Source organism: Streptomyces chartreusis, assembly GCF_008704715.1.
Lineage (GTDB): Bacteria > Actinomycetota > Actinomycetes > Streptomycetales > Streptomycetaceae > Streptomyces > Streptomyces chartreusis.
Genome location: NZ_CP023689.1, coordinates 4,621,329 through 4,647,280, shown reverse-complemented (window position 1 = coordinate 4,647,280; position 25,952 = coordinate 4,621,329). Strand labels below are relative to the sequence as shown.

General features: G+C 72.3%; 25 protein-coding genes. 20 read left to right on the top strand and 5 right to left on the bottom strand.

Annotated elements, in window-relative coordinates:
* Window positions 1–11: 11 nt before the first annotated feature.
* The 9 genes from CP983_RS20090 (at window position 12) to kynU (ending at window position 9,527) form a co-directional block, all read left to right on the top strand.
* Entirely contained in the window at window positions 12–1,655 is a 1,644-nt protein-coding gene (locus tag CP983_RS20090) for a polyamine aminopropyltransferase (RefSeq protein ID WP_150500890.1), read from the top strand.
* A gap of 124 nt (window positions 1,656–1,779) precedes the next feature.
* Window positions 1,780–2,682, top strand: a complete 903-nt coding sequence (locus CP983_RS20085) for an SRPBCC family protein (protein WP_150500888.1) — start codon at window positions 1,780–1,782, stop codon at window positions 2,680–2,682.
* Window positions 2,683–2,707: 25 nt separating this feature from the next.
* A complete protein-coding gene (locus CP983_RS20080) occupies window positions 2,708–3,496 on the top strand; it encodes an aldose epimerase family protein (protein ID WP_150500886.1) in 789 nt (262 codons plus the stop codon).
* 10 nt (window positions 3,497–3,506) lie between these two features.
* On the top strand, window positions 3,507–4,055 hold the full coding sequence (pyrE, locus tag CP983_RS20075) for an orotate phosphoribosyltransferase (protein ID WP_150500884.1): 549 nt from the start codon (window positions 3,507–3,509) through the stop codon (window positions 4,053–4,055).
* A gap of 170 nt (window positions 4,056–4,225) precedes the next feature.
* A complete protein-coding gene (fbaA, locus tag CP983_RS20070; protein WP_107904721.1) occupies window positions 4,226–5,248 on the top strand; it encodes a class II fructose-bisphosphate aldolase in 1,023 nt (340 codons plus the stop codon).
* Between the two features lie 57 nt (window positions 5,249–5,305).
* Entirely contained in the window at window positions 5,306–6,811 is a 1,506-nt protein-coding gene (locus tag CP983_RS20065; protein WP_150500882.1) for an MFS transporter, read from the top strand.
* Window positions 6,812–6,910: 99 nt separating this feature from the next.
* A complete protein-coding gene (locus CP983_RS20060; protein ID WP_107904719.1) occupies window positions 6,911–7,324 on the top strand; it encodes a DUF3151 domain-containing protein in 414 nt (137 codons plus the stop codon).
* 153 nt (window positions 7,325–7,477) lie between these two features.
* The gene (locus CP983_RS20055) at window positions 7,478–8,350 is read left to right on the top strand and encodes a tryptophan 2,3-dioxygenase family protein (RefSeq protein WP_093746770.1); all 873 of its coding nucleotides are present in this window, start codon (window positions 7,478–7,480) and stop codon (window positions 8,348–8,350) included.
* Window positions 8,343–9,527 carry a kynureninase gene (kynU, locus tag CP983_RS20050; protein WP_150500880.1) on the top strand — a complete coding sequence of 395 codons (1,185 nt, stop codon included), beginning with the start codon at window positions 8,343–8,345 and terminating at the stop codon, window positions 9,525–9,527. The genes CP983_RS20055 and kynU overlap by 8 nt, the downstream gene beginning before the upstream one ends.
* Window positions 9,528–9,579: 52 nt before the next feature.
* Here kynU and CP983_RS20045 read toward each other — a convergent pair whose 3' ends face one another.
* On the bottom strand, window positions 9,580–10,182 hold the full coding sequence (locus CP983_RS20045; RefSeq protein ID WP_150500878.1) for a TetR/AcrR family transcriptional regulator: 603 nt from the start codon (window positions 10,180–10,182) through the stop codon (window positions 9,580–9,582).
* 255 nt (window positions 10,183–10,437) lie between these two features.
* Between CP983_RS20045 and CP983_RS20040 the strand changes: the two genes are divergently transcribed.
* The 9 genes from CP983_RS20040 to CP983_RS20000 all read left to right on the top strand — a co-directional run bounded on the left by CP983_RS20040 (window position 10,438) and on the right by CP983_RS20000 (window position 19,977).
* Entirely contained in the window at window positions 10,438–11,421 is a 984-nt protein-coding gene (locus tag CP983_RS20040) for an alpha/beta hydrolase family protein (protein WP_150500876.1), read from the top strand.
* Between the two features lie 379 nt (window positions 11,422–11,800).
* Window positions 11,801–12,808, top strand: a complete 1,008-nt coding sequence (locus tag CP983_RS20035; protein ID WP_373309893.1) for an alpha/beta hydrolase — start codon at window positions 11,801–11,803, stop codon at window positions 12,806–12,808.
* A complete protein-coding gene (locus CP983_RS20030) occupies window positions 12,801–14,036 on the top strand; it encodes an acyltransferase family protein (RefSeq protein WP_150500874.1) in 1,236 nt (411 codons plus the stop codon). The genes CP983_RS20035 and CP983_RS20030 overlap by 8 nt, the downstream gene beginning before the upstream one ends.
* A gap of 10 nt (window positions 14,037–14,046) precedes the next feature.
* Window positions 14,047–15,471 (top strand): sensor histidine kinase, encoded by a 1,425-nt coding sequence (locus CP983_RS20025; protein ID WP_229915039.1) that lies wholly within the window; start codon window positions 14,047–14,049, stop codon window positions 15,469–15,471.
* Window positions 15,468–16,142: a response regulator gene (locus CP983_RS20020; protein WP_107904714.1), complete on the top strand. Its 675-nt coding sequence runs from the start codon at window positions 15,468–15,470 to the stop codon at window positions 16,140–16,142. Before CP983_RS20025 ends, CP983_RS20020 begins: the two co-directional genes overlap by 4 nt.
* Before the next feature lie 110 nt (window positions 16,143–16,252).
* Window positions 16,253–17,593 carry a sensor histidine kinase gene (locus CP983_RS20015; protein WP_229915040.1) on the top strand — a complete coding sequence of 447 codons (1,341 nt, stop codon included), beginning with the start codon at window positions 16,253–16,255 and terminating at the stop codon, window positions 17,591–17,593.
* The gene (locus CP983_RS20010) at window positions 17,590–18,255 is read left to right on the top strand and encodes a response regulator (RefSeq protein WP_030950854.1); all 666 of its coding nucleotides are present in this window, start codon (window positions 17,590–17,592) and stop codon (window positions 18,253–18,255) included. The genes CP983_RS20015 and CP983_RS20010 overlap by 4 nt, the downstream gene beginning before the upstream one ends.
* A gap of 25 nt (window positions 18,256–18,280) precedes the next feature.
* The gene (locus tag CP983_RS20005; RefSeq protein WP_107904712.1) at window positions 18,281–18,715 is read left to right on the top strand and encodes a VOC family protein; all 435 of its coding nucleotides are present in this window, start codon (window positions 18,281–18,283) and stop codon (window positions 18,713–18,715) included.
* Between the two features lie 41 nt (window positions 18,716–18,756).
* Complete coding sequence (locus tag CP983_RS20000; RefSeq protein ID WP_125527151.1) at window positions 18,757–19,977, top strand: cytochrome P450; 1,221 nt, start codon at window positions 18,757–18,759, stop codon at window positions 19,975–19,977.
* Between the two features lie 13 nt (window positions 19,978–19,990).
* Here the strand turns inward: CP983_RS20000 and CP983_RS19995 are convergent, their stop codons facing one another.
* The 3 genes from CP983_RS19995 to CP983_RS19985 form a co-directional block, all read right to left on the bottom strand.
* Window positions 19,991–20,254 (bottom strand): hypothetical protein, encoded by a 264-nt coding sequence (locus tag CP983_RS19995; protein ID WP_167537731.1) that lies wholly within the window; start codon window positions 20,252–20,254, stop codon window positions 19,991–19,993.
* A gap of 68 nt (window positions 20,255–20,322) precedes the next feature.
* The gene (locus CP983_RS19990) at window positions 20,323–21,927 is read right to left on the bottom strand and encodes an ABC transporter permease (RefSeq protein ID WP_150500870.1); all 1,605 of its coding nucleotides are present in this window, start codon (window positions 21,925–21,927) and stop codon (window positions 20,323–20,325) included.
* Complete coding sequence (locus tag CP983_RS19985) at window positions 21,924–22,829, bottom strand: ABC transporter ATP-binding protein (RefSeq protein ID WP_150500868.1); 906 nt, start codon at window positions 22,827–22,829, stop codon at window positions 21,924–21,926. The genes CP983_RS19990 and CP983_RS19985 overlap by 4 nt, the downstream gene beginning before the upstream one ends.
* Window positions 22,830–22,944: 115 nt before the next feature.
* On the opposite strand from CP983_RS19985, the gene CP983_RS19980 reads away from it, so the two are divergent.
* A complete protein-coding gene (locus CP983_RS19980) occupies window positions 22,945–23,448 on the top strand; it encodes a GbsR/MarR family transcriptional regulator (protein ID WP_373309894.1) in 504 nt (167 codons plus the stop codon).
* Between the two features lie 130 nt (window positions 23,449–23,578).
* On the opposite strand, the gene CP983_RS19975 is transcribed toward CP983_RS19980, so the two are convergent.
* Complete coding sequence (locus CP983_RS19975; protein WP_150500866.1) at window positions 23,579–24,436, bottom strand: diacylglycerol kinase family protein; 858 nt, start codon at window positions 24,434–24,436, stop codon at window positions 23,579–23,581.
* 197 nt (window positions 24,437–24,633) lie between these two features.
* Here CP983_RS19975 and CP983_RS19970 point away from each other — a divergent pair, with 197 nt between their 5' ends.
* Window positions 24,634–25,917, top strand: a complete 1,284-nt coding sequence (locus tag CP983_RS19970; protein ID WP_107904707.1) for an adenylosuccinate synthase — start codon at window positions 24,634–24,636, stop codon at window positions 25,915–25,917.
* The last annotated feature ends 35 nt before the right edge of the window (window positions 25,918–25,952 follow it).

Genomic DNA, 25,952 nt, shown 5'->3' with positions numbered 1-25,952 from the left:
CCGTCGGCAACGTGATCGAGCCGCACGCCCCCGCCCCACCCGGCACCAGGCCGCCCTGGGCGGGTCCCCCGCGGCTCCCGGTCCGGCCGGGTACCGGGCGATTCCTGGTCCTCGCGGGCGTCTTCGTGTGTGCCGCCTGCGGACTCGTGTACGAACTCGAACTCGTCGCCCTCGCCTCCTACTTGATCGGCGACTCGGTCACCCAGGCCTCCGTCGTGCTGTCCGTCATGGTGTTCGCGATGGGCCTCGGCTCCCTCGCCGCGAAGCGTCTGCGCCCGCACGCCGCGGCCGGCTTCGGCGCCATCGAGGCCCTGCTCGCCCTCGTCGGCGGGTCCAGCGCGCTCGCCCTGTACGCCGTCTTCGCCTGGACCGGCGACTGGGGCGGGATGTGGGCCCACGGCCCGCGCGCCCTGCTCGTCGCCTTCTCCCTCACCATCGGCCTGCTCATCGGCGCCGAGGTGCCGCTGCTGATGGAGCTCATCCAGCGCATCCGGCGCCAGGACGCGGGCGGCGCGGTGGCCGACCTGTTCGCCGCGGACTACGTCGGCGCGCTGGTCGGCGGCCTCGCCTTCCCCTTCCTCCTGCTGCCCCTGCTGGGCCAGTTGAGCTCGGCCCTGATCACCGGCGCCGTCAACGCCGTCGTCGGCGGCGCGCTCGTCCTCGGCCTGTTCCGCGGGGACCTCAGCCGCCGCGCCCGCTGGCTGCTGGTGATCGCCAACATCACCGTGCTCGGCATCCTCGCCTCCGCCGCCGTACTCGTCGACGACTTCGAACGGGCCGCCCGGCACGCGGTGTACGGGCGGGACGTACGCGTGGCGATCCAGACGGACGTCCAGGAGGTCGTCATCACCGGCGGCACCGACGGCCGGCCCCTCGACCTCTTCCTCGACGGCCGGCTGCGGGTCGGCGGGCGCGACGCCCGCCGCTACCACGAGGCGCTGGTCCACCCCGCGATGAGCGGCGAGCACACGCGCGTGCTCATCCTCGGCGGCGGGGACGGGCTGGCGGCGCGCGAAGTGCTGCGCCATCCCGGGGTGCACCGGGTCGACGTCGTCGAGGTCGACCCCGAGGTGGTGCGGCTGGCACGCGAGGACCCCGCGCTGTCCCGGCTCAACGGGGACGCGTACGACGACACCCGCGTCCATGTCATGACCGACGACGCGTTCCGGTGGCTGCGGCTGGCTCCGCCGGAGACGTACGACGTCGTCATCTCCGATCTGCCCGACCCCGGCATCACCGCCAGCACGAAGCTCTACTCCCAGGAGTTCTACGGCCTCGTCCACCGCGCCCTGACCCCGCACGGGCGCCTCGCGGTGCACGCCGGGCCGGTGTCGTCGCGGCCCCGCGTCTTCTGGACGGCCGACGCGACGCTGCGCTCGGCCGGCCTGCGCACCGAGCCGTACCGGGTCAGCGGCCGCGACTCCGGCTTCACGGCCGGCCCCGACCGCTCCACCCGCCCGACCCGCGCACCGCAGGACTGGGGCTTCATCCTGGCGGCCCGGGAGGAACGGCCGGTGCTGCGGCTCGGCACGGGGGAGGGCGCACCGCGTCCGGAGACCCTGACCCAGACGGGCCTGACGGCGGATGCCAGGGCGGCGGAGGAGACGAGGGTCGGGGGGTTGGGGGCTTCCACGGTGCTGCATCCGCGGTACTGAGCAGGACCGACGGGGGCGGGGGAGTGGCGGGGCGCGGGGAGGATACGCCCGGCGGGCGGGTGTCCGGTGAGAATCCCGGGATGTGTGGGTGCGGTTCACGCCATGCTGGGTAGGCTCGATCGGCATGGAGCATGAGGTGTTCGTTCCGGTTACGGCGGAGCGGCTCAGGGAGGTGCTGGCCGATCCCGCGCGGGTCGCCCGGGCGGTCCCCGGGCTCCAGCAGGACGCCGGGGCCGAGCCGGTGACCGGGCGGCTGAAGGTGCGCGTCGGCGGTCACACCATCACCTATCGCGGTGCCGTTCGGATCTCGGCCCGGGAGGACGGTTCCTACGCCGTCGAGGGCGACGCGACCGAGGCGCGCGGGAACGGGTCCGTGAAGCTGGCGCTCACCCTGCGGGTCGCCGAGGCCGAGGGCGGGGCCACGCTGCGGTTCGAGGGGACCGCGTCGGCCGACGGGCGGGTCACGGAGTTCTCGGCGGAGGCCGTGGGGTCGGCCGTGTCCCGGCTGCTGAATCGGTTTGGTGGGCAGTTGGGGGTCGTGGCCGGGGAAGCGGGGTCCGAGGCGGACGTCGAGACCGAGGCCGTTGAGGAGACTTTGGCGCCCGGGGAGTTCGAGGACCGGGTGACCAGTGACTTCGAGACGACGCCGGATGCGGATGACGCGGCCGTGCCGGAGCCGGGGCGTGATGCCGCGGACGACGGGGCCGGGTCCGGTTCCGTCTTCGACAGTGAGGTGCCGCCGCCGTCGTTGGATCCGCGGGCCCAGGAGGACGACTCCGAGGACGAGGACGACGAGGACGAAGACGGGGAGGATTCGCCTGTGGCGGAGGCCGCGCATGCTCGACGGACGATGATCGGGCGTAGTGCGGAGGAAGTGGATCATGCGCCGCCGCGGGGGCGGTACGCGCCTGTCCCGGCGCCGCAGACCATTGCGCCGAACTCGACGCTTCGGTGGGCCGCGCCGGCGGCGGCGCTGGTGCTGGCCTCGGCGATCGTGGTGGGGCGGATGCTGCGGCGTCGGCGCTGAGCGATCGTCCCAGTAGGGTCTTCCCGTGAGTAACGAACACATCACGCTGACCGCGGGTGACGCGGAGGTGGACGTGCTGCCGGGGAACGGCGGGCGGGTCGGGGGGCTGCGCGTCGGGGGCACCGAGTTGCTGCGGCAGGGGGAGCGGTTCGGGTGCTTCCCGATGGTTCCCTGGTGCGGGCGGATCAGGGACGGCCGGTTCCTCGACGGCGCCCGGGTGCGGCAGATGCCGCTCAACGCCCCGCCGCACGCCATCCACGGCACCACCCGCGACGGCGCCTGGAAGGTCGCTCGGGTCGCCGACGGCGAGGCCGTGATCACGTACGACCTGGTCGAGCCGTGGCCGTACGCCGGTCGTGTCACGCATGTCGTCGCGCTCACGCCGGACAGCCTCAGTCTCACCATGTCCGTCGAGACGTACGAGGACTCCTTCCCGGCGCAGATCGGCTGGCACCCCTGGTTCAACCGCAACCTCGGCGCCGAGGACGTCCGGCTCGACTTCAGCCCGGCCTGGCAGGAGGAGCGCGGGGACGACCACCTGCCCACCGGGAACCGCATCGAGCCGCTGCCCGGCCCGTGGGACGACTGCTTCGGGATGCCCGACGGCGTCGACGTCACGCTCACCTGGCCGGGGCAGCTGGAGCTGAAGGTGAGCAGCCGCGAGAAGTGGGTCGTCGTCTACGACGAGCAGGAGGCCGCCGTCTGCGTCGAGCCGCAGACCGGGCCGCCCAACGGGCTGAACACCCTGCCCCGCCTGGTCACGCCCCTGGAGCCGCTGGAGGCCACGACCGTCTGGAGCTGGCGGCGCCTCTAAGCTGGGCGGCATGACTGACGTACGTGGCGAGCTGCTGAACCAGATCAAGGACAAGGCCGTGGTGCACGGCAAGGTGACCCTGTCGTCGGGGCTCGAAGCCGACTACTACGTCGACCTCCGGCGCGTCACCCTCGACGGCGAGGCCGCTCCGCTCGTCGGGCAGGTGCTGCTCGATCTGACGGCGGAGCTGGAGTTCGACGCGGTCGGCGGGCTCACCATGGGCGCCGACCCCGTTGCCGCCGCGATGCTGCACGCCGCCTCCGCGCGCGGCAGGCGGCTCGACGCGTTCGTCGTCCGCAAGGCCGCCAAGGCGCACGGGATGCAGCGCCGGGTCGAGGGGCCGGACATCGCCGGGCGCCGTGTCCTCGTCGTCGAGGACACCTCCACCACCGGCGGCTCCCCGCTCACCGCCGTCGAGGCCGTGCGCGAGGCCGGCGCCGAGGTCGTCGGCGTCGCGACGATCGTCGACCGGGCCACCGGCGCCGCCGAGAAGATCGAGCAGGGCGCCGGAGTGCCGTATCTCTTCGCCTACTCCAAGGACGAACTCGGCCTGGACTGACGCCGGTCCGCACGGGCGCCCGTCTCGGCAGGTGACAGGCGCTCGGAGCATCCCGGTTCGTCTGGAAAGATGGGGCCGACGATGACGTCGCATCCCTAGGTCTAGGTCAGGGCCGTAAGCCAGAACGCCGTACGCAGTACGTCGACCCGCACACTCCAAGGAGCGGACAGATGCCCATCGCAACCCCCGAGGTCTACAACGAGATGCTCGACCGGGCGAAGGCAGGCAAGTTCGCCTACCCGGCCATCAACGTGACCTCCTCCCAGACCCTGCACGCGGCCCTGCGCGGCTTCGCGGAGGCGGAGAGCGACGGCATCATCCAGATCTCCACGGGTGGTGCGGAGTTCCTCGGCGGCCAGCACAGCAAGGACATGGTCACCGGCGCCGTCGCCCTGGCCGAGTTCGCGCACATCGTCGCCAAGAAGTACGACATCACCGTCGCCCTGCACACGGACCACTGCCCGAAGGACAAGCTCGACGGGTACGTGCGTCCGCTGCTCGCGGTCTCCGAGGAGCGCGTCGCGCGCGGTGAGAACCCGCTGTTCCAGTCGCACATGTGGGACGGCTCGGCGGAGACCCTCGCCGACAACCTCTCCATCGCGCAGGAGCTGCTGGAGCGCGCCCGTGCCGCGAAGATCATCCTTGAGGTCGAGATCACCCCGACCGGTGGCGAGGAGGACGGCGTCTCGCACGAGATCAACGACTCCCTCTACACCACGGTCGACGACGCGATCCGTACCGTCGAGGCCCTCGGCCTCGGTGAGAAGGGCCGCTACCTGCTCGCCGCGTCCTTCGGCAACGTCCACGGCGTCTACAAGCCGGGCAACGTCGTGCTGCGTCCCGAGCTGCTGAAGGAGCTGAACGAGGGCGTCGCCGCCAAGTACGGCAAGCCGTCCCCGTTCGACTTCGTCTTCCACGGCGGGTCCGGCTCCACCGAGGAGGAGATCGCGACCGCGCTGGAGAACGGCGTCGTCAAGATGAACATCGACACCGACACCCAGTACGCCTTCACGCGTCCGGTGGCGGCCCACATGTTCCAGAACTACGACGGCGTCCTGAAGGTCGACGGCGAGGTCGGCAACAAGAAGACCTACGACCCGCGCACCTGGGGCAAGCTCGCCGAGGGCTCCATGGCCGCGCGCGTGACCGAGGCCTGCGGCAACCTGCGCTCCACGGGCACGAAGATCAAGTAAAGCGGGATCCACGACGAGCCCGGTGCTACGGCACCGGGCTCGTTGTATATCTGGGGCATGCCCGATGTCAGGTTGGCCTCGCCGCAAGGCAAGTGGATCCTGCTCACCACCGTCCTCGGCTCCAGCATGGCGATGCTGGACTCGACCGTCGTCAACGTAGCCCTCCCACGCATCGGCGAGGACCTCGACGCCGACCTCGCCGCGCTCCAGTGGACCGTCAACGCGTACATGCTGACGCTGGCCGGGCTGATCCTGCTCGGCGGCTCGCTGGGCGACCGGTACGGGCGGCGCCGGGTCTTCGTCATCGGCGTCGTGTGGTTCGCCCTGGCCTCGCTGCTGTGCGGGGTCGCCCCGAACGTCGGCGTGCTCATCGCGGCCCGGGCGCTCCAGGGCATCGGCGGCGCCCTGCTCACCCCCGGGTCGCTGGCCCTGATCCAGGCGTCCTTCCATCCCGACGACCGGGCGAAGGCGGTCGGCCTCTGGTCCGGCTTCGGGGGCATCGGCGCGGCCGTGGGTCCCTTCCTCGGCGGCTGGCTGGTCGACGGCCCCGGCTGGCGCTGGGTCTTCCTGCTGAACGTCCCGCTGGCGCTGCTGTGCGCGCCGATCGCCGTACGGCACGTTCCGGAGTCCGGCGACGGGACCAAGCACGGCCGCTTCGACGTGCTCGGTGCCTTCCTCGGGGCAGCGGCCCTGGCCCTGGTGACGTACGCGCTGATCGAGGCCCAGCAGGTCTCGGTGACCGTGTGGATCACCGCGATCGCCGGCGTGGCGGCCGGGGTCGCCTTCGTCTACGTCGAGCGTCACAGGCCCGACCCGATGATGCCGCTCGACATCTTCCGCTCCCGCCAGTTCACGGCCGTCAACCTCGTCACGCTCTGTGTCTACGCGGCCTTCAGCGGCTTCTTCTTCCTCGCCGCGCTCCAGCTCCAGGTCGTCTCCGGCTACTCGGCGCTCGGCGCCGGTACGGCCCTGCTGCCCACGACCGCCCTGATGCTGCTGTTCTCGGCCCGCTCGGGCGCCCTCGCCGACCGGATCGGGCCGCGCATCCCGCTGACCGTCGGCCCGCTGCTGTGCGCGGCCGGGATACTGCTGATGCTGCGGGTGGGCGAGAACGCCTCCTACGTCACCGACGTCCTGCCGGCCCTGCTGGTCCTGGGCCTCGGCATGGTCACCCTGGTGGCGCCCCTGACCGCGACCGTCCTGGCCTCCGTCGACACCGCCCGCGCCGGCCTGGCCAGCGGCGTCAACAACGCGGCGGCCCGGGCGGCGGGCCTGGTCGCGGTGGCCGCGCTGCCGCTGCTGGCCGGAATGGGCGAGGAGGCCTACCGCTCGGCCGACGCCTTCGACGCCGCGTTCGACCGGGCGATGCCGATCTGCGCCGGGGTGCTCGTCCTGGGCGCGCTGATCGCCTTTGCGACGGTACGGCCACTGCCGCCGGACTGCCGCAAGCCGGAGTGCCTGCACCACGGCAGCGTGACAACACCTCCGCTGGAGGGCGTGCGGAGCCGGGGGCGGCTGGAGGTGGACGGCAAGGGGGGCGCCGGGGGGAACGCCGAGGGCTGAGAGCCCCGCGTCCGGCGCCGGGGGAGTTCGCGGACGGGGGCAGTCCCACTAGGGCGCCCTCGAGCTGCCGTACTCCTCCCATGGGCCAGACTGGACCTCATGGCCATTCACGAAGACCTTCTCGGGGGACCGCCCCCGACCCACCTCCCCGACGACCCCGAGCCGCGCGAGCTGCTCGCCGGCGGCACCGCCCCCGCGGATGTCGCCGCGAAGTACCCGACCTCCTCGCTGGCCTGGGCCCAGCTGGCCGACGAGGCGTTCGAGCGGGGCAGCGTCGTGGAGTCGTACGCCTACGCCCGTACGGGCTACCACCGCGGCCTGGACGCCCTGCGCCGCAACGGCTGGAAGGGCCACGGCCCGGTCCCGTGGGAGCACGAGCCCAACCGCGGCTTCCTGCGCGCCCTGCACGCCCTCGCCCGTGCCGCCGGCTCCATCGGCGAGCAGGAGGAGTACGAGCGCTGCTCGCAGTTCCTGAAGGACTCCTCGGCGACCGCCGCCCAGACCCTGGGCTAGCGGCGCGGCTCCGCGCGTGAGGCCCGCCCGCCGATGTGACCAGGCGGGCCTTGCGCCACCCGGGGCGATCCCTGAGGATGCCGGTGGGGACCGGGGCCCCTTTGCCGATAACGGCAGGGCGGACCGCTACCCGAAGTTACACAGGAGACAGCAATGTCCCAGCAGGCTCACCGGTCCGCGGAGACACCCCCGGAAACCTCCCCGGAGACTCAAGAGCCCGAGACCCCCAATCTCGACTTCGCGGGCACCACGCCGTACGAGGACTACGTCAAGGCGGATGTGCTCACCCACCTCCAGCACACCCTCTCCGACGACCCCGGAGAGATGGTCTTCCTGGTCACGACCCAGGTCATGGAGCTGTGGTTCACCGTCATCGTCCATGAGTGGGAGACCGCGGCGCGGGCGCTGCGCGAGGACCGGCCGGGCGTGGCGATCGACGCCCTGAAGCGTTCCGTCCGGGAACTGGACGCCCTGAACCACTCCTGGAAGCCGCTCGGCCAGCTCACGCCGGCCCAGTTCAACGCCTACCGCAGCGCCCTCGGCGAGGGCTCCGGCTTCCAGTCGGCGATGTACCGCCGGATGGAGTTCCTGCTCGCCGAGAAGTCCGCGTCCATGCTCGTCCCGCACCGCGGCGCCCCGCGCGTCCACGCGGAGCTGGAGAAGGCGCTGCACGAGCCCAGCCTCTACGACGAGGTGCTGCGCTTCCTCGCCCGGCACGGCTGCGCGATCCCCGAGGCGGTCCTCAAGCGCGACGTCTCGCGCCGGTACGACCCCTCGCCGGAGGTCGAGGCCGCCTGGACGGCGATCTACTCGGGCGACCAGAACTCCGAGCTCGCCCGACTGGGCGAGGCCCTCACCGACGTCGCCGAACTGGTGTGGCGCTGGCGCAACGACCACCTGGTCGCCACCCGCCGCGCGATGGGCGCCAAGGCCGGCACCGGCGGCTCGGCCGGCGTGGCCTGGCTGGAGAAGCGCGCGCAGAAGAACGTCTTCCCCGAGCTGTGGACGGCGAGGTCCCATGTCTGAGCTCACGACACGGGCGGGGGCGCTGGACGCCGCCGACGAACTGGCCGGCGTCCGCAAGCAGTTCGTGCTCGACGAGGTCGTCTACCTCGACGGGAACTCCCTGGGTGCCCTGCCCGCGAACGTGCCGGGGCGGGTCGAGGACGTCGTACTGCGGCAGTGGGGCCGGATGCGCATCCGCTCCTGGGACGAGAGCGGCTGGTGGACCGCGCCCGAGCGGATCGGCGACAAGATCGCTCCGCTGGTGGGGGCGGCGCACGGCCAGATCGTCGTCGGGGACTCCACAAGTGTCAATGTCTTCAAGGCACTTGTGGCTGCGGTTCGCATGGCCGACGCGGACCGCGACGAGATCCTCGTCGACGCGACGACCTTCCCCACCGACGGCTACATCGCCGAGTCGGCGGCCCGGATGACCGGCCGTACGCTGCGGCCCGTGACCCCGGCCGAGGTGCCGGGCGCGCTGAACGACCGTACGGCCGCCGTCCTGCTGAACCACGTCGACTACCGCACGGGCCGGCTGCACGACCTGCCGTCCCTGACCGCCGCCGTGCACGCGGCGGGCGCGGTGGCGGTCTGGGACCTGTGCCACAGCGCGGGCGCCCTGCCGGTCGGGCTCGACGAGCACGGGGTGGACCTGGCGGTCGGCTGCACCTACAAGTACCTGAACGGCGGCCCCGGTTCACCGGCGTACCTGTACGTCCGCCGGGAACTCCAGGACCGCTTCGACTCCCCGCTGCCCGGCTGGAACTCGCACGCCGAGCCGTTCGGCATGCGGCCCGCCTTCGAACCGGCGTCGGGAGCGCTGCGCGGCCGCGTCGGCACACCCGACATCCTCTCCATGCTCGCTCTGGAGGCGGCCCTGGAGGTCTGGGACGGGGTGCGGATCGAGGCGGTGCGGGCCAAGTCGCTGGCGCTGACGGACTTCTTCCTGGAGTGCGTCGCGGCGTATGTGCCCGAGGGGCGCGTGGAGTCGGTGACGCCGGTGGCGCACAGCGAGCGCGGCAGCCAGGTGGCCCTGCGCTGCGACGACGCCGGGGACGTGATGAAGCGGCTCATCGAGCGGGGGGTCGTCGGCGACTTCCGGCATCCCGATGTGCTGCGGTTCGGTTTCACGCCGCTGTATGTGGGGTTCGCGGATGTGGAGCGGGCGGCCCGGGTGTTGGGCGAGGTGCTGCGCTGACGACGGTGCAGCAGCCCTGGGGCGGCAGGCCACGGCACTCCCTGCGGAGCGCCTAGGCGACGTACACCCCCGCCACGGCAGCCGCGTGCGCCGCCCGCGCGGCGCGCTCCGCGGCGGGGGCGTCGGGGATCTCCCCGGTCGTCAGCAACTGGTAGTAGAGGGGCGCCGACACCGCCCGTACGACCGCCTCGGCGTCCGTACCGGCGGGGAACTCCCCCCGTGCCACGCCCTGTTCCACGCACGGCGCCCATTCCGCGATCCGTACCTCGTAGAACCGCCGCAGCGCCTGCGCCGTACGCGCGTCGCAGGTCGCGGCGGCGATGACGGCACGGAACAGGGCGCCCTGCCGGGGATCGGCCAGCGTGCGCCGCACCAGTGCCGCGTTGGCCCGCAGGTCCCCCAGCGCCGAGCCGGTCTCCTCGCGCGGCAGCGACTGCTCGGCCATGTCGGCGAGCAGGTCGGCCACCAGGCCCGTCACCGAGCCCCAACGCCGGTACACGGTCGTCTTGCCGACGTCCGCGCGGCGGGCGACGTCCGCGAGGTCGAGGCCGTCGAATCCCTGCTCCGCCAGCACGTCTCCGGCCGCCTCCAGGACGGCCGCACGGACACGCGCGGTACGCCCTCCGGGACGGACGGTGCCGGGTTCGGCGGACATATCGGCCTCCTTGGTGCAGGTACGCGCCGTGGCGTGATCCACGGTTCCAGCGTAACGAAACGGCAGGACCGTTTAACCCTCACCGAGCGTGACATCCGCGTGTCCGCGCACGTGACGGGCCTGGTACCGTCCCCGCCAACGGCCGAAGTCGCACATGGTCCGCACCCTGTCTCTTCTTTCGCCCGCCACTCTGTCTTGCCTTTCCCCCCCACCCCGCATTCGTCCAATTCCGTTTTGTTGCTGAGAGGTTGGAGCATGCCGGACGACGCCGCAGCTGCCCGGGACGCCGCCGAGGAGCAGTCGGCCTTCTCCCACCCGCCCGTCGATCCCGACGCCATTGCCTCCTACGGTGACCATCCCGACCAGGTGATCGACTTCTACGCGCCCCGCGGCGAGACCGTGCCGGGCGTCCTGGTCCCGTTGGTCGTCCTCCTGCACGGCGGGGCCTGGCGTGCGCCGTACGACCGCCGGCATGTCACACCGCTCGCGGACTTCCTCGCGCGGCGGGGGTTCGCCGTGGCGAATGTGGAGTATCGGCGGGGGGCGGGGGAGGGGGCGGCCGGGGCGGGTGGTGCCGGTTCTGGCGCCGGTGCTGGTTCGGGTTCCGGTGCGGGTGCGGGTGCGGGTGCGGGTGCGGGCTCCGGTTCCGGTTCCGGTTCGGGCGAGGGCGCTTCGGTGGCCGGTCGCTGGCCCGGGACCTTCGACGACGTCGCCGCCGCTCTGGACGCGCTGCCCGCGCTGGTGCGGGAGGCCCTTCCGCAGGCCGATGCGCGCCGGATGGTGCTCACCGGGCACTCGGCCGGCGGCCACCTCGCCCTCTGGGCGGCGGCCCGCCATGTCCTCCCGGCGGACGCCCCCTGGCGCACCGACAGGCCGGTGCCCCTGAGGGGCGTGGTCGCCCTGGCCCCGATCGCCGACTTCACGGTCGCGGACAAGCTGGACGTGTGCGGGGGCGCCGCGCGGCAACTGCTGGGCGAAGGCGAGGAGTTCGCGGAACGCCTGCCGTACGCCGACCCGGCCTTCCTGCTCCCGACGGGCATCGCGACGACGATCGTCCAGGGCCGCACCGACATCGTGGTCCCGCCGGCGGTCGCCGAGTCGTACGCGGACGCGGCGGCGAAGGCGGGGGAGGTGGTCGGTCTGACGCTGCTGGAGGACGTCGGCCATTTCCCGCTGATCGATCCGGCGGCGGATGCGTGTGCGGTCGTGGTGGAGGAGATCGCACAGCTGGCGTGGTGACGCCTTCGTCCTCTCGGTGACCCCCTCATACCCGTAGTACTTGAGAGCTACGTTGCAGGTGAGCTCCCTGGCATGACGCGGACGACGAGGCCGGATCCGTAACTTCCCAACCAGGCAAGCCCGATGGCCGGGCGGACTGGGAGGGAAGACGACCATGGGGCGTTCGACGGGGGCCGGCGGGCTCGGGCCGGGGAAGGCGGGTCCGGCGCAGCGGCGTCCGGGGGAGCCGAGTCCGGGGCAGACGGGGCCGGGGGAGCCGAATCGGGGGGAGCCGAGTCTCCGGCAGGCGAGTCCGGGCGGGGCAAGCGCGGACGGACGTGAGGGCGGGCGGAGCAAGAGCCGCCGTACACAGCGATGGCGCCGAGCGCTGCTCGCCGGGGTGATCACCGGTGCCGTGGTCCTCCCGCTGTCCGGTGCCGCGCGCGCCGAGATCCCCGCCCCGCCGCCCGCCGCCCTCCCCCCGGTGACGGCGGCGACGCTGGAGCAGACCTACGAGGCCAACCGGGCCAACGCCGCCGAGGCGTCCCGCATGGCCGCGGAGTACGGCGACCGGGAACGCGCCGCGGCGGACCGTGAGATGGCAGACCCGTCGCGCCGGTTCCTCTCCTTCGACGGCCGTGGCTTCGGCCTGGCGACGGAGGTCTTCGGCGACCTGGCCCACGCCGACCGCATCGCGGTCCTGGTCCCGGGCTCCGACACGTCCATCGACACCTACGACCGCTTCCGCGACACGGCCCGCGCCCTGCACCAGCGGCTCACCCGGGAAGCCCCACAGGGCACCCGCACCGCGGTGGTGGCCTGGCTCGGCTACCAAACCCCGGGCACGGTCAGCACGACGGTCACGACGACGGCCCGAGCCGAGAAGGCGGCTCCGGAACTACGGGATTTCATACGGCAGTTGCGCGCCCTCAGGGCCGACGAGGGGCCCGGGGCGACTGGTGGGGGAACCGGGACCGCCGGCAAGGGGGCTGGGCCGGCCGACGAGGGTTCCCGTACGCCGGAGCCGAGGCCACGTATCTCCCTCCTCTGTCACTCCTACGGCTCCGTGGTCTGCGGCCGTGCCGCCCCCGGTCTGGACGTGGACGACATCGCCCTGATCGGCAGCCCCGGCACCGGCGTGGACACGGCCGGGGCCCTGCACACCCGGGCCCGTATCTGGGCGGCAAGGGGCGGTGACGACTGGGTGGCGGAGGTACCGCACATCCGGATCGACGTCCTCGGCACGACCGTCGGCTTCGGCACCGACCCGATGTCCCCGTCCTTCGGCGCCCGAGTCTTCGCGGCGGGCGAAGGCGGCCACAGCGACTACTTCCGCCCGGGCTCGCCGTCCCTGGCGAACCTGACCCGCATCGTCCTGGGCGAGACCTCGGAGGTGACCCATGCCTGAACCGACACAGTCCGCCCGCCCGAAGGGCATATTGAGGGGCATCCGCGGGGGCGCCGCCCAGGTCGATGCGGCGACGCCGGTCGGCCGGGATCGGGCCGTCGACGCGTTGCGGGCCTTCGCGATCCTCGGTGTGGTCCTCGGGCACTGGCTGGTCACGGCCCTGGTCGCGGACGGCGGCGGAGGCGGTGGCCTGCACACCGCGAGCCCGCTGCACCACATGCCCTGGCTGGCCCCGATCTCCTGGGCCTTCCAGACCCTCGCCGTGTTCTTCCTGGTCGGCGGCCATGTGGCGACCCGCGGCTACACCTCGGCCCGCGAACGCGGCACCACGTACACGCAGTGGCTGGCGTCCCGGCTGTCCCGTCTGTTCAAACCGGTGGCGGCCGTCCTCAGCCTGTGGACGGTGGCATCGGTTCTCCTCCTGCTCTCGGGCACGGAGACGGACACGGTCCGCACCCTCCTCAAACTCGCCCTGTCCCCCTTGTGGTTCCTCCTGGTCTTCGCGGCGCTGACGGCGGCGACACCGCTACTGCGACGCCTCCATCCGCTGTGGCCGCTGGCCGTCGTCCTCCACGTCGACCTCCTGCGCTTCGGCCTGGGTGCCCCCGACTGGCTCGGCTGGGTGAACCTGGCGGCGGGCTGGATGGTGCCGTTCACCGTGGGCGCGGCGTGGACCCGGGGCGAGTTGGAGCGCCGGCGCGCGGGCTGGATCCTGCTGGTGGGCGGTACCGCGGCGACGGCGGCACTGGTCGCCTGGGCGGGCTATCCGGCGTCCATGGTCGGTGTCCCCGGCGCCGGCGTCTCCAACCTCAACCCGCCGACGCTGGCCGCGGTGACCTTCGGCCTGGCCCAGTGCGGCCTGGCCCTGCTCCTGCGGGAGCCTCTGCGCCGCGCGATGCGCCGCCCCCTGGCCTGGGCGGCGGTGGCCCTGCTCAACCTCTCCGCTATGACGATCTTCCTCTGGCACCAGACGGCCCTGATGGCCACCACGGCCACATCCCTGACGGCCGGTCACCTCCCGGGCCTGCACACCCCACCCGACGACCTCGCCTGGGTGGCGGCCCGCCTGGCCTGGCTCCCCGTCTTCGCGGCGGCACTGGCCCTGTGCTGGACGGCGTTCCGCACCTACGAACAGGGCCCCCGCCGCCCGAAGGGCCACGCGTCCCGGGTGGTCCGCACCCACCGTTCCCACGAAAGCCACAAAACGAAGACCCAGAACCATGCTTAGGGTGACCCACGTGAACGAAGAGGAGGCCTCAACCCCCCGACCGGCACTCGCCGATGGCGCCAAGCCCCCACAGGGGCCACCCGCACCCGACGACGATGCCCGCACGAAACAACCCCTCCGCACCCACCTCCGCAAACCCTTCGGCACAACCTGGCTCCGCTGTCTGACGATCCTCCTCACCGTCTGGATCGCCCTGGGCGTCTCCCTCGCCGGCGGCAACGAACTCAGCGCCGACTACGACCTGAGCACGGCCCACGGCCTGGTCGCCGGCTTCTCCCTCGGCCTGACCCTCGTCCTCGCCCTGTGGCGCCCCACCGAGGCCTGGGCCCTCAACCTCTCGGCCGCCGTGGTGATCGCCCTCATCGCCCGCCCCCACCTCATGGAGACCCCACCCCCCGGCCCCAACTGGCCCTGGAGCACCCCCGCGGTACTCGCCCACGCCACGGCCCTGCTCCTCCTCGCCCTCCGCGTCCGTACCCGCAACGCGGTGTCGGCGCTCGCGGCGACGGCCCTGGTCACGTTCCTCCTCCAGGGCGTCATAGGAGGCCAGCGCTACTCCGGCACCGGCACCACGGCGGTGGCCGTCTTCGCGGTGGCCGTCCTCGTCGGCACCGCACTCCGCGGCCGCAAAGAGGCCCGCACCCAACTCGTCGAGCAGGAAACCCTCACCGCGTCCGAACGAGCCCAGCGCACCCTCCTGGAGGAGCGCAGCCGTATCGCCCGCGAGCTGCACGACGTGGTCGCCCACCACATGTCGGTCATCTCCATCCAGGCCCAGGTGGCGCCGCACCTCGTGGAGAACCCGTCAGAGGAGCTGAAGGAGAACCTGGAGGGCATCCGGCAGAACGCCCTGGACGCCCTGACCGAACTCCGCCGCGTCCTCGGGGTGCTGCGCTCGGAACACCCCGACGCCCCGGACGTATTCGACCCGACGGGCACCGACGCCGGCGCCACCGCGGCCCCGCACGCGCCTCAGCCCACGCTCGACCGGCTGGAGACGCTGGTGGACAACATCCGCGGCGTCGGACTGGAGGTGACCCTCGACATCACCGGGCGACGCCGCCCGCTGACACCCGGCGTGGAGCTGTCGGCGTACCGGATCGTGCAGGAGGCGCTGAGCAACGTCCTGCGGCACGCCCCCGGCGCGACCGCCCGCGTCTCCGTCGCCTACGAGCCGCGTGCCGTGAGCCTGCGGGTCGTCAACTCGGCGCCGCAGCGCCCGGCACCCCCGTCGCACGGCGCGGGCCACGGTCTGCTCGGCATGCGGGAGCGGGCCTCGATGCTCGGCGGCTCCCTCTCGGCGTACCCGGCACGGGAGGGCGGCTACGTGGTGAGCGCCTACCTCCCGGTGCACTCCCGCATCGAAGGCATCGCCTACGTCCCGATCCCCCACGCCCCCAACCCCCCTCACCCCGACAAGGACGGCACCGCATGACGAGCAGCCCCATCCGCGTAGTGATCGCCGACGACCAGCAGATGGTCCGGCAGGGATTCTCCGTGCTGCTCAACACCAAGCCCGACATCGACGTGATCGGTCAGGCGGTGGACGGCCTGGACGCGGTCGCGAAGGTCGCCGAGCTCGTGCCCGACGTCGTCCTGATGGACATCCGCATGCCGGAGCTCGGCGGTATCGAGGCCACCCGCCGGATCACCACCGCGACACCGCACATCAAGGTGCTGGTGCTGACGACGTTCCACCTCGACGAGTACGTGTACGAGGCACTGCGCGCGGGCGCCTCCGGCTTCCTGCTGAAGGACGCCTCCGCCGATCAGCTGGCCGAGGCGGTACGGGTCGTGGCGGCCGGCGACGCCCTCCTCGCACCCGTCGTCACCCGCCGTCTGATCGCCGAGTTCGCCCGCCTGGACGGCCGGCCGCGTGCCCCGCTCAAGGAACGTGTCGCCGACCTGACCGAACGCGAGACGGAGGTCCTCGCCCTGATCGCGCAGGGCCTGTCGAACGCGGAGATCGCCGAGCGCCTCGTCGTGGCCGAGCAGACCGTGAAGACCCACGTGAGCCGGATCCTGGTGAAACTGGGGCTGCGGGACCGTACACAGGCGGCGGTGTTCGCCTTCGAGTCGGGTGTGGTGCGGCCCACGGGCCACTGACCCGGCACCGGCACGACCAGCGGTGATACCCGTAGTACCTGAGATGGACCCACAGGAACCCCTCTCCATGGGGACGACCGCGAGACCCCTCGACGCCTACCGTTCTGTACGTGACCGAGACGACTCAGATGCCGACCCCGCCCCCGGGGGACGCGGCCAAGCCGCGCAGCCCGGAGTTCCGGCTCGCCGCGGACGCCCTGCGCGGGCTGCGGCAGGACCTGTTCCACGACGCCTTCGCCTACCGCCCGCTGCCGCGCAGGGGTGTCGACGGCCCCGTGACCCGTCGGCTGCCGGGCCGGCTCCGCGAGTACGCGGCCTGGATGCCGCACGCCCTGCTCGTCGGGGTCGCCCTGCTCACGCTGCTCATCGCGACCGTCGACACCGGCGGCGCGGCCCTGGTGCTCGGTCCGATCGCCGTCATCCCGATCCTGCTGACCATGATCCGGCCGGTCGGAGCGTTCTGGGCGTCGATGGCGGCCACCCCGCTCACCGTGCTCTTCGGCGGCTCGATGGGCGACTGGCCGTGGCCGCCCTCGGCCTTCGTCTGCCATCTGACGGTGCTGACGGTCGTGGCGATACGCACCCGGCCGCGTACGGCGGCGTACATGTGGGCCGTCACGGGGGCGTACGGCTTCCTGGGGGAGGTGGTGTTCGGTCCGGGTCACTACTACGGCACCAACACCGGCCCGATGATGGTCGTCTCCGCGCTGTTCCTGCTCGTCGTCGCCGTCTGGCACACCCGCCGGGAGGCCCGTCAGGAGGTGACCGCGCAGCAGACGGTGACCGCGCACGAGCGCTCCCGGCGCACCCTGCTGGAGGAGCGCACGAACATCGCCCGGGAGCTGCACGACGTGGTCGCCCACCACATGTCGGTCGTCGCGATCCAGGCGGAGGCCGCGCCCTACCGGGTGGAGAACCCGCCGCCGGAGCTGGAGCGGGCCTTCGCCACGATCCGGGAGAACGCGGTGGCGGCGCTGACCGAGCTGCGCCGGGTCCTGGGTGTGGTCCGCGCCGAGGACTACGAGGCCCCGGAGGCCCCGCAGCCCACCCTCGCCGACCTGGAGGCGCTGCTGGCGAACGTGCGGGACGCGGGGCTGGACGTGGAGAAGGCGGTCACGGGTGCGGCCCGTGAGCTGCCGCCCGGGGTGGAGCTGTCGGCGTACCGGATCGTTCAGGAGGCGCTCAGCAACAGCCTGCGGCACGCGCCCGGCGCGTCCGCCAGGGTGGAGGTCGCCTACGTCCTCGGCGGTCTCGGCCTGCGCATAGTCAACGGCCCGCCGCCCGCGCCCGACCTGGTGAAACCCTCACCGGGCGCCGGGCACGGCATCACCGGTATGCGGGAGCGGGTCTCGATGCTGAACGGCGAGATGACGGCGGGCCCGGCGCAGGACGGCGGCTATGAGGTGACGGTGTTCCTGCCGGTCACCACGACCTCAGAGGACGGATCATGACCATCCGCGTGCTGATCGCGGACGACCAGATGATGGTGCGCGAGGGCTTCTCGGTCCTGCTCAACGCGATGCCGGACATCGAGGTCGTCGGCGAGGCGGTCAACGGACGCCAAGCGGTGGACCGGGTCCGTGAACTGGCCCCGGACGTCGTGCTGATGGACATCCGCATGCCGGAGCTGAACGGCATCGAGGCGACCCGCGAGATCGTCGCGGCGGACGGCGCCGCCAAGGTCCTGGTGCTGACCACCTTCGACCTCGACGAGTACGTGTACCAGGCGCTGCGGGCGGGAGCCTCCGGCTTCCTGCTGAAGGACGCCTCGGCGCGCCAGCTCGCCGACGGTGTGCGGGTGGTGGCGGCCGGCGAGGCGCTGCTCGCCCCCTCGATCACCAGGCGGCTGATCACGGAGTTCTCGAAGATGTCCGACTCGCCGCGCCTGATGCCCTCGGCGCACGCGGCGTACGGGGATCTGACCGAGCGGGAGACGGAGGTGCTGGTGCTGATCGCGCAGGGCCTGTCGAACTCGGAGATCGCCGAGCGGCTGGTGGTGGCGGAGTCGACGATCAAGACCCACGTCAGCCGGATCCTGGTGAAGCTGGGGCTGCGGGACCGTACGCAGGCGGCGGTGTTCGCCTACGAGGCGCGGCTGGTCACGCCGGGCTGAGCCGGCAGGCCCTACGGTGAGGGGCATGGAACAGCGCATCACACTGATCACACTGGGAGTCTCCGACCTCGCCCGGTCGAAGGCCTTCTACGAGGCCCTGGGCTGGCGGGGGCAGGAGGTCGAGGAGACCGTCTTCTTCCAGGCGGGCGGTCTCGGTCTGGTGCTGTGGGGCCGGGAGAAGCTGGCGCGGGACTGCGGTCTGGAGCCGGGGGCGGCGAGCGGGTTCGGCGGGATCGCCCTCGCGCACAACGTCCGCTCCGAGGCGGAGGTGGACGCCATCCTCGCGGTGGTGGAGCAGGCAGGCGGGACGGTCACCAAGCCCGCCGCGGTCAACGTGATCGGCTTCTACTCCAGCGCCTTCGTCGACCCCGACGGCCACGCCTGGGAGGTCGCCCACAACCCCGGCTTCCCGCTCGCCGAGGACGGCTCGGTCACCCTTCCGGACTTCGGTACCGCCTAGGCCCCTGGTCAGACCGGGGGAGGCCGGGCTAACGTCCGGACATGGCAGCTCCCTCCGCCCTCGCCTTCGACCCGTGGGACCCGGCGTTCCTCGCCGACCCCTACCCGGCCTACGCCGAACTGCGGGCCCGGGGCCGGGTGCACTACTTCGAGCCCACCGACCAGTGGCTGGTCCCGCACCACGCGGACGTCTCGGCGCTGCTGCGCGAGCGCAGGCTGGGGCGGACGTACCAGCACCGGTTCACGCACGAGGACTTCGGGCGGACGGCGCCGCCGCCGGAGCACGAGCCGTTCCATGTGCTCAACGATCACGGGATGCTCGATCTGGAGCCGCCGGACCACACCCGGATCCGCCGGCTGGTGTCGAAGGCGTTCACGCCGCGCACGGTGGAGCAGCTGAAGCCGTATGTGCGGCGGCTGGCCGGCGAGCTGGTGGCGGGGCTGGTCGAGGCGGGCGGCGGTGATCTGCTGACGGACGTCGCGGAGCCGCTGCCGGTCGCGGTGATCGCGGAGATGCTGGGCATCCCCGAGTCGGACCGCGGGCAGTTGCGGCCGTGGTCGGCGGACATCTGCGGGATGTACGAGCTGAGCCCGTCGCCGGAGACCGCGGAGAAGGCGGTGCGGGCGTCGGTGGAGTTCTCGGACTATCTCCTGGAGCTGATCGCGGCCCGCCGCAAGGAGCCCGGCGAGGACCTGATCTCCGGTCTGATCGCGGCCCACGACGAGGGCGACCGGCTCACCGAGCAGGAGATGATCTCCACGGCGGTCCTGCTGCTCAACGCGGGCCACGAGGCCACGGTGAACGCGACCGTCAACGGCTGGTGGGCGCTGTTCCGCAACCCCGGCCAGCTGTCCGCGCTGCGTGCCGACCACTCCCTGATCCCGTCCGCGATCGAGGAGCTGATGCGCTACGACACCCCGCTCCAGCTGTTCGAGCGCTGGGTCCTGGACGAGATCGAGATCGACGGCACGACGATCCCGCGCGGTGCGGAGATCGCCATGCTCTTCGGCTCCGCCAACCACGACCCCGAGGTCTTCGAGGCCCCGGCCGCCCTGGACCTGACCCGCAAGGACAACCCCCACATCTCCTTCAGCGCGGGTATCCACTACTGCATCGGCGCCCCACTGGCCCGCATCGAACTGGCGGCATCCATGTCGGCCCTCCTGGACCAGGCACCGACCCTGCGGGCAGCGACGGCCCCCGACCGCAAGCCGAACTTCGTGATCCGGGGGCTGGAAGGGCTTCGGGTGGAGGTGGCCTGAGCTGCGGGTGCGTTCAGTCCTTCCGGCGGCCCGTCAGACGGAGGGCGAGTGCGCAGGCCAGGGCCGGTACGAGTGCTCCGGCGGCGGCGACCAGGGGCAGTTCGGTCAGGGCGGCGACGTAGTCGGTGCCCTCGCCCTCGAAGCCCGCGCCCAGGTGCCGGCGGGTGCGGTCCGAGGAGGCCCAGAGAAGCGTGGCCGCCGTCGAGCCCAGCACCGTGAGCAGGCATCCGCCGCAGGTCAGCGCGGTGTGCAGCGTGCGTTGATCTCCTCGGCCCATGACCACAGTGACGCGCCGGGCCCCTCCCCGGTTCTCGACGAGGAGAGGCCCGGCGAGTCCCGGCCGGATCAGGTGATCATGTCCCGGCGCCGCAACCCCGCCAGCCCGGCCGTGACCAGTGCCGTCGCCAGTGCCAGCAGGGTCAGTACCGGTGCCCACTCCATCCCGCCGCCCGGCAGCTTCGGCAGGTGTCCGAAGGGGGACAGGTCCAGCACGGCCTGTGGCACGTCCAGTGCGGGGCCCACCCAGCCGATCAGCAGGACCGCGCCGGCCACCGCCCACGCCGCCGTCGCCGCCCGCGGGAACAGGCCGTACAGCAGGACCGCGAGGCCCCCGACGCCCCAGACCGCGGGCAGCTGGACCAGGCAGGCGCCCAGGATCGGGCCGGTCTCCTTGCCGTAGCCGACGGCGAAGCCCAGGCCGGCGAGGAGCATGATCAGGGCCGAGCCGGCGAAGGCGATCACCAGGTGACCGGCCGCCCAGCGCAGCCGGCCCACCGCGTTCGCGAGGATCGGCTCCGCCCGCATCGAGGTCTCCTCGCCGTGCAGCCGCAGGACCGACGCCACCACGTACAGGGCCGCGATCAGGCCCAGCATGCCGACCATCGACGCCAGGAACGCGTCCGTCAGCCCGTCCTGGCCGCCCATGCGCTCGAAGATCCGGCGCGCGTTGGCGTTGTCGCCGACCAGGTCGGCCACCCCGTCGGTCAGCCCGCCGTAGATGACCCCGGCGAGGAAGAAGCCGATGCTCCAGCCGAGCACGCCGCCGCGCTGGAGCCGCCAGGCCAGCGCGCCCGCCGTGCCGAGGCGCCCGAGCGCGGGGCCCGGACGGGCGGGCAGGAAGCTCATCCCCACGTCCCGGCGCCCGGCGAGTCCGTACGCCACCACGCCCTGCACCAGCGCCGCCCCCGCGAACAGCAGCAGCACCCACCAGCGTTCGCTCGCGAACGGCCGCAGGTTCTCCAGCCAGCCCAGCGGCGACGCCCACGTCAGCGCGGACGAGCCGTCGTCCGACGCTGAGTCGCCGGCCGCGCGCAGCACGAACGCGGCGCCCAGCAGCCCGGCCGTCAGCCCCCGTGCCAGCCGGGCGCTCTCGGTGAACTGGGCGACGATCGCCGCCAGCGTGGCGAAGACCATGCCGACCCCGGCGAGCCCGAGCCCGAGCGCCAGCGCCCCCGTGGCGCCCTGGCCCGCGAGCCCGGCCGTGACCAGCAGGGCCAGTACGGCGTTCGCGACCACGGCCGTCAGCAGGGCGGCCGTCAGGGAGGCCCGGCGGCCCACCATCCCGGACGCGACCAGCTCCTGACGGCCGCTCTCCTCCTCGTCCCGGGTGTGCCGTACGACGAGGAGCATGCTGACCACGGCCGCGAGCGCACCGGCGTAGACGCCGACGCGCCAGGCGGTCAGGGCGCCGATCGAGTCGTCGAAGACGGGGCCGATCAGCGCGCGGAAGGAGGCGTTGGTCGCGGTGTCCTGCACGAGGTTGGCGCGGTCGGCCTCGGTGGCGTACAGGTTCTCAAGCGTGTTCGGCATGGAGAGGATCATCAGCGCGTTCACGGCCACCCAGACCGGGATCATCACCCGGTCGCGGCGCAGGGCGAAGCGCAGCAGGGTTCCGGTGCCGGCGAGCTGGCGCGAGCCGCCGGGCCGTACCCCGAAGGCGGTGGCGGTCATCGGGCGGCCACCTCGTCCGTGTCGGCCTGGTAGTGCCGCAGGAACAGCTCCTCCAGGGTCGGCGGCGTCGAGGTCAGCGACCGTACGCCGGACTCGCTCAGCGAGCGCAGGACGGCGTCGAGCTTGTCGGTGTCGACCTGGAGCCGCACGCGGTGGCCCTGGACGTCGAGGTCGTGGACGCCGGGCAGGCGCGACAGCCCGTTGGGCGGACCGGCCAGCTCGGCGGTGACGCTCGTGCGCGTCAGATGCCGCAGGTCGGCCAGTGAACCGCTCTCGACGGTACGGCCCTTGCGGATGATGCTGACCCGGTCGCAGAGCTCCTCGACCTCGCTGAGGATGTGCGAGGACAGCAGGATCGTCCGGCCGCGGTCGCGCTCCTCCTCCACGCAGCGCTGGAAGACCTCCTCCATCAGCGGGTCCAGGCCCGAGGTCGGCTCGTCGAGGATCAGCAGGTCGACGTCCGAGGCGAAGGCGGCGACGAGGGCGACCTTCTGCCGGTTGCCCTTGGAGTAGGTGCGGCCCTTCTTGGTGGGGTCGAGTTCGAAGCGCTCGATCAGCTCGGCGCGGCGCCGGGAGTCCAGCCCGCCGCGCAGCCGGCCGTAGAGGTCGATGACCTCACCGCCCGACAGGTTCCGCCACAGCGTCACGTCCCCCGGCACGTAGGCGATCCGGCGGTGCACCTCCACCGCGTCCGTCCAGGGGTCGCGGCCGAGCACCTGGGCGCCGCCGGAGTCGGCCCGCAGCAGGCCGAGCAGGACGCGGATGGTGGTGGACTTGCCGGCGCCGTTCGGGCCGAGGAAGCCGTGGACCTCGCCCGTCTCGACGTCCAGGTCGAGGCCGTCCAGGGCGTGCGTCTTGCCGAACGACTTGTGCAGTCCGGAGACGGTAATTGCCTTCGTCATGGTTCAGAACGTACGCTTCTTTCAGAAATTTGTGAAGTTAAGGAAGCGTATAAATCGCGCATAGACTCGGGGGCAAGCGCGCGAGCTGGGCGGACGCAGGGGAGATGATCTACGAATGATGGAACCGAGTGAGGCGGGGCGGGACCCCGAGGCGGTGTCGAAGTTCGTGGAGGCCTTCGCGGCGCAGCTCGTCGAGGCCGGGATGCAGCGCATGGCGGCGCGGGTGTTCGCCGCGCTCCTCGCGTCCGACTCCGGCACCATGAGCTCCGCCGAACTCGGCGAACAGCTCCAGGTCAGCCCCGCCGCGATCTCCGGCGCGGTGCGCTACCTCGCCCAGGTCCACATGGTCTCCCGCGAGCGCGAACCGGGCTCACGGCGCGAGCGCTACCGGGTGCACAGCGACCAGTGGTACGAGGCGCTGACCAACCGCGACGCGATCCTCCGGCGCTGGGGCCTGACCCTGCGCGAGGGCGTCGACAGCCTCGGCGCGGCGACCCCGGGCGGACAGCGCATCGCCGAGACGCTGGCCTTCTTCGAATACCTGGAGGGCGAACTCGGCAAGCTGATGGAACGCTGGCGCGAACACCGCGACAGGACCTTCGGCCCGAGCGCCCCGTAGAACCTCACCGACCCGGCGGCAACCGGCCCGGGCGACCGGTAGAGCCCTCGCCGGCCCGGTGGCGCCGGCCAGGGCACCGGGTGTAGCCGTCAGCGGCCCGGCGGCACCGGCCAGTGCGTCCGATACGGGCTCACCGGCCCGGCAGCACCAGCCGCAGCGCGCCTTCGCCCACCGTCCACGTCCGTCTGCGCACCGGCCCGGAGACCGCCGTGTCGGCGCGGTAGCGGAAGTGCGCCCCCGACACCGTCACCGTGCGGCCCTCGGCGCGCAGCGGGGACGCCTCCGCGCCCACCGACACCGGCCGTACCTCCACCTCCGCCAGGCCCGCGATGCCCGGCGTCACCGACACCGCCTCCACCGGCTGGTCGAGATCCACCAGCGTCGTCCCGTCGACCTCGACGCGCAGCCGCGACGGTCCGGGGGAGGCGACCGGGGACGGGCCCCGCGGCGGCACCAGCGTCCGTACCAGCGACTGGCAGGTCCGCAGCCACGGCCGTCCACCCGGGCCCACCGCGGTGGCCCCGTCCGGCGCGGCCGGGTCCCGTATCGGAGGGATGCGCAGCCCGCCCAGCACCACGCCGTCGCTGTCGTCCACGAGCAGGTCCAGGCGCCGCTCCACGCCGTCCAGCACCGCCCGCGCCGCCGCGACCGCCCCCGTCGGCACCCCGAGGGATCCGGCCAGCGACAGCGCACCGCCGACCGGCACCACCGACAGCGCGCATTCGGCCAGCTGCCGCTGCCGGTGCAGCAGCGCCACCGCGCGGGTCAGCGCCCCGTCGTCGCCGACGACCACCGGCCGGCGCGACCCGCGCTTCGCCAGTGCGCGAGCGAATTCGTCGGGACCCTCCGGCAGGCACACTTTGGTCACCGCACCCGCGCTGAGCACGTCTTTCGCGATCCTGACGGACTCGCCGTCCGTCCTCCGGGCGATCGGATCGATCACCACCAGCAGCTGATCGGACATCGCGAAAGTCGCCACCTCGGCCATGCCTCGCTTCCTCGGGTAGCATCTTTGTGCAAGAGCCCCTTGCGCTATTGCGCCAGGGGCTTCGTCTATTCCGGGGCCATCCGGTCCGACGGTTCGCGGCCAATGACGGTCGCAGCCGGTAGTGGTGCACGCGGCGGCATACCTTACGCGTGCGCCCCTGACCTTGGACATGCCCCGCCCGGAAGGGGTGTACGCGCGTGCCCGCACTTGTGCTGCTCGGTGCTCAGTGGGGTGACGAGGGTAAAGGTAAGGCCACTGACCTGCTCGGCGGATCCGTCGACTACGTGGTCCGCTACCAGGGAGGCAACAACGCCGGCCACACCGTGGTCGTCGGCGACCAGAAGTACGCCCTCCACCTTCTGCCCTCCGGCATCCTCTCCCCGGAGTGCACTCCGGTCATCGGCAACGGCGTCGTCGTCGACCCGTCGGTCCTGTTCTCCGAGCTGAACGGGCTGAACGAGCGAGGCGTAGACACGTCCAAGCTCCTGATCAGCGGCAACGCACACATCATCACGCCGTACAACGTCACCGTGGACAAGGTGACGGAACGCTTCCTCGGAAAGCGCAAGATCGGCACCACCGGGCGCGGCATCGGTCCGACCTACGCCGACAAGATCAACCGCGTGGGCATCCGCATCCAGGACCTGTACGACGAGTCGATCCTGACCCAGAAGGTCGAGGCGGCTCTCGACGGCAAGAACCAGCTCCTGACCAAGGTCTTCAACCGCCGCGCCATCGAGGCCGGCAAGGTCGTCGAGGAACTGCTGTCCTACGCGGACCGGCTCAAGCCCTACGTCGCCGACACCGTCCTCGTCCTCAACCGGGCGCTGGAGGACGACAAGGTGGTCCTGTTCGAGGGCGGCCAGGGCACGCTCCTCGACATCGACCACGGCACGTACCCCTTCGTGACGTCGTCGAACCCGACCGCGGGCGGTGCCTGCACCGGCGCCGGTGTGGGTCCCACGAAGATCAGCCGGGTCATCGGCATCCTCAAGGCCTACACGACCCGGGTCGGCTCGGGCCCGTTCCCGACCGAGCTGTTCGACGAGGACGGCGAGGCGCTGCGCCGCATCGGCGGCGAGCGGGGCGTGACCACCGGCCGTGACCGGCGCTGCGGCTGGTTCGACGCCGTGATCGCCCGCTACGCGACCCGTGTCAACGGCCTGACGGACTTCTTCCTCACCAAGCTGGACGTCCTGACCGGCTGGGAGCAGATCCCCGTCTGCGTCGCCTACGAGATCGACGGCAAGCGCGTCGAGGAACTCCCGTACTCGCAGACCGACTTCCACCACGCGAAGCCGGTCTACGAGACCCTGCCGGGCTGGTCCGAGGACATCACGTCGGCCAAGTCCTTCTCGGACCTGCCGAAGAACGCCCAGAACTACGTGAAGGCGCTGGAGGAGATGTCCGGCGCTCCGATCTCCGCGATCGGCGTGGGCCCGGGCCGGGACGAGACGATCGAGATCAACTCGTTCCTGTAGGACCGAACAAGTGCGGGCGCCCGGCCGGTTCTCCG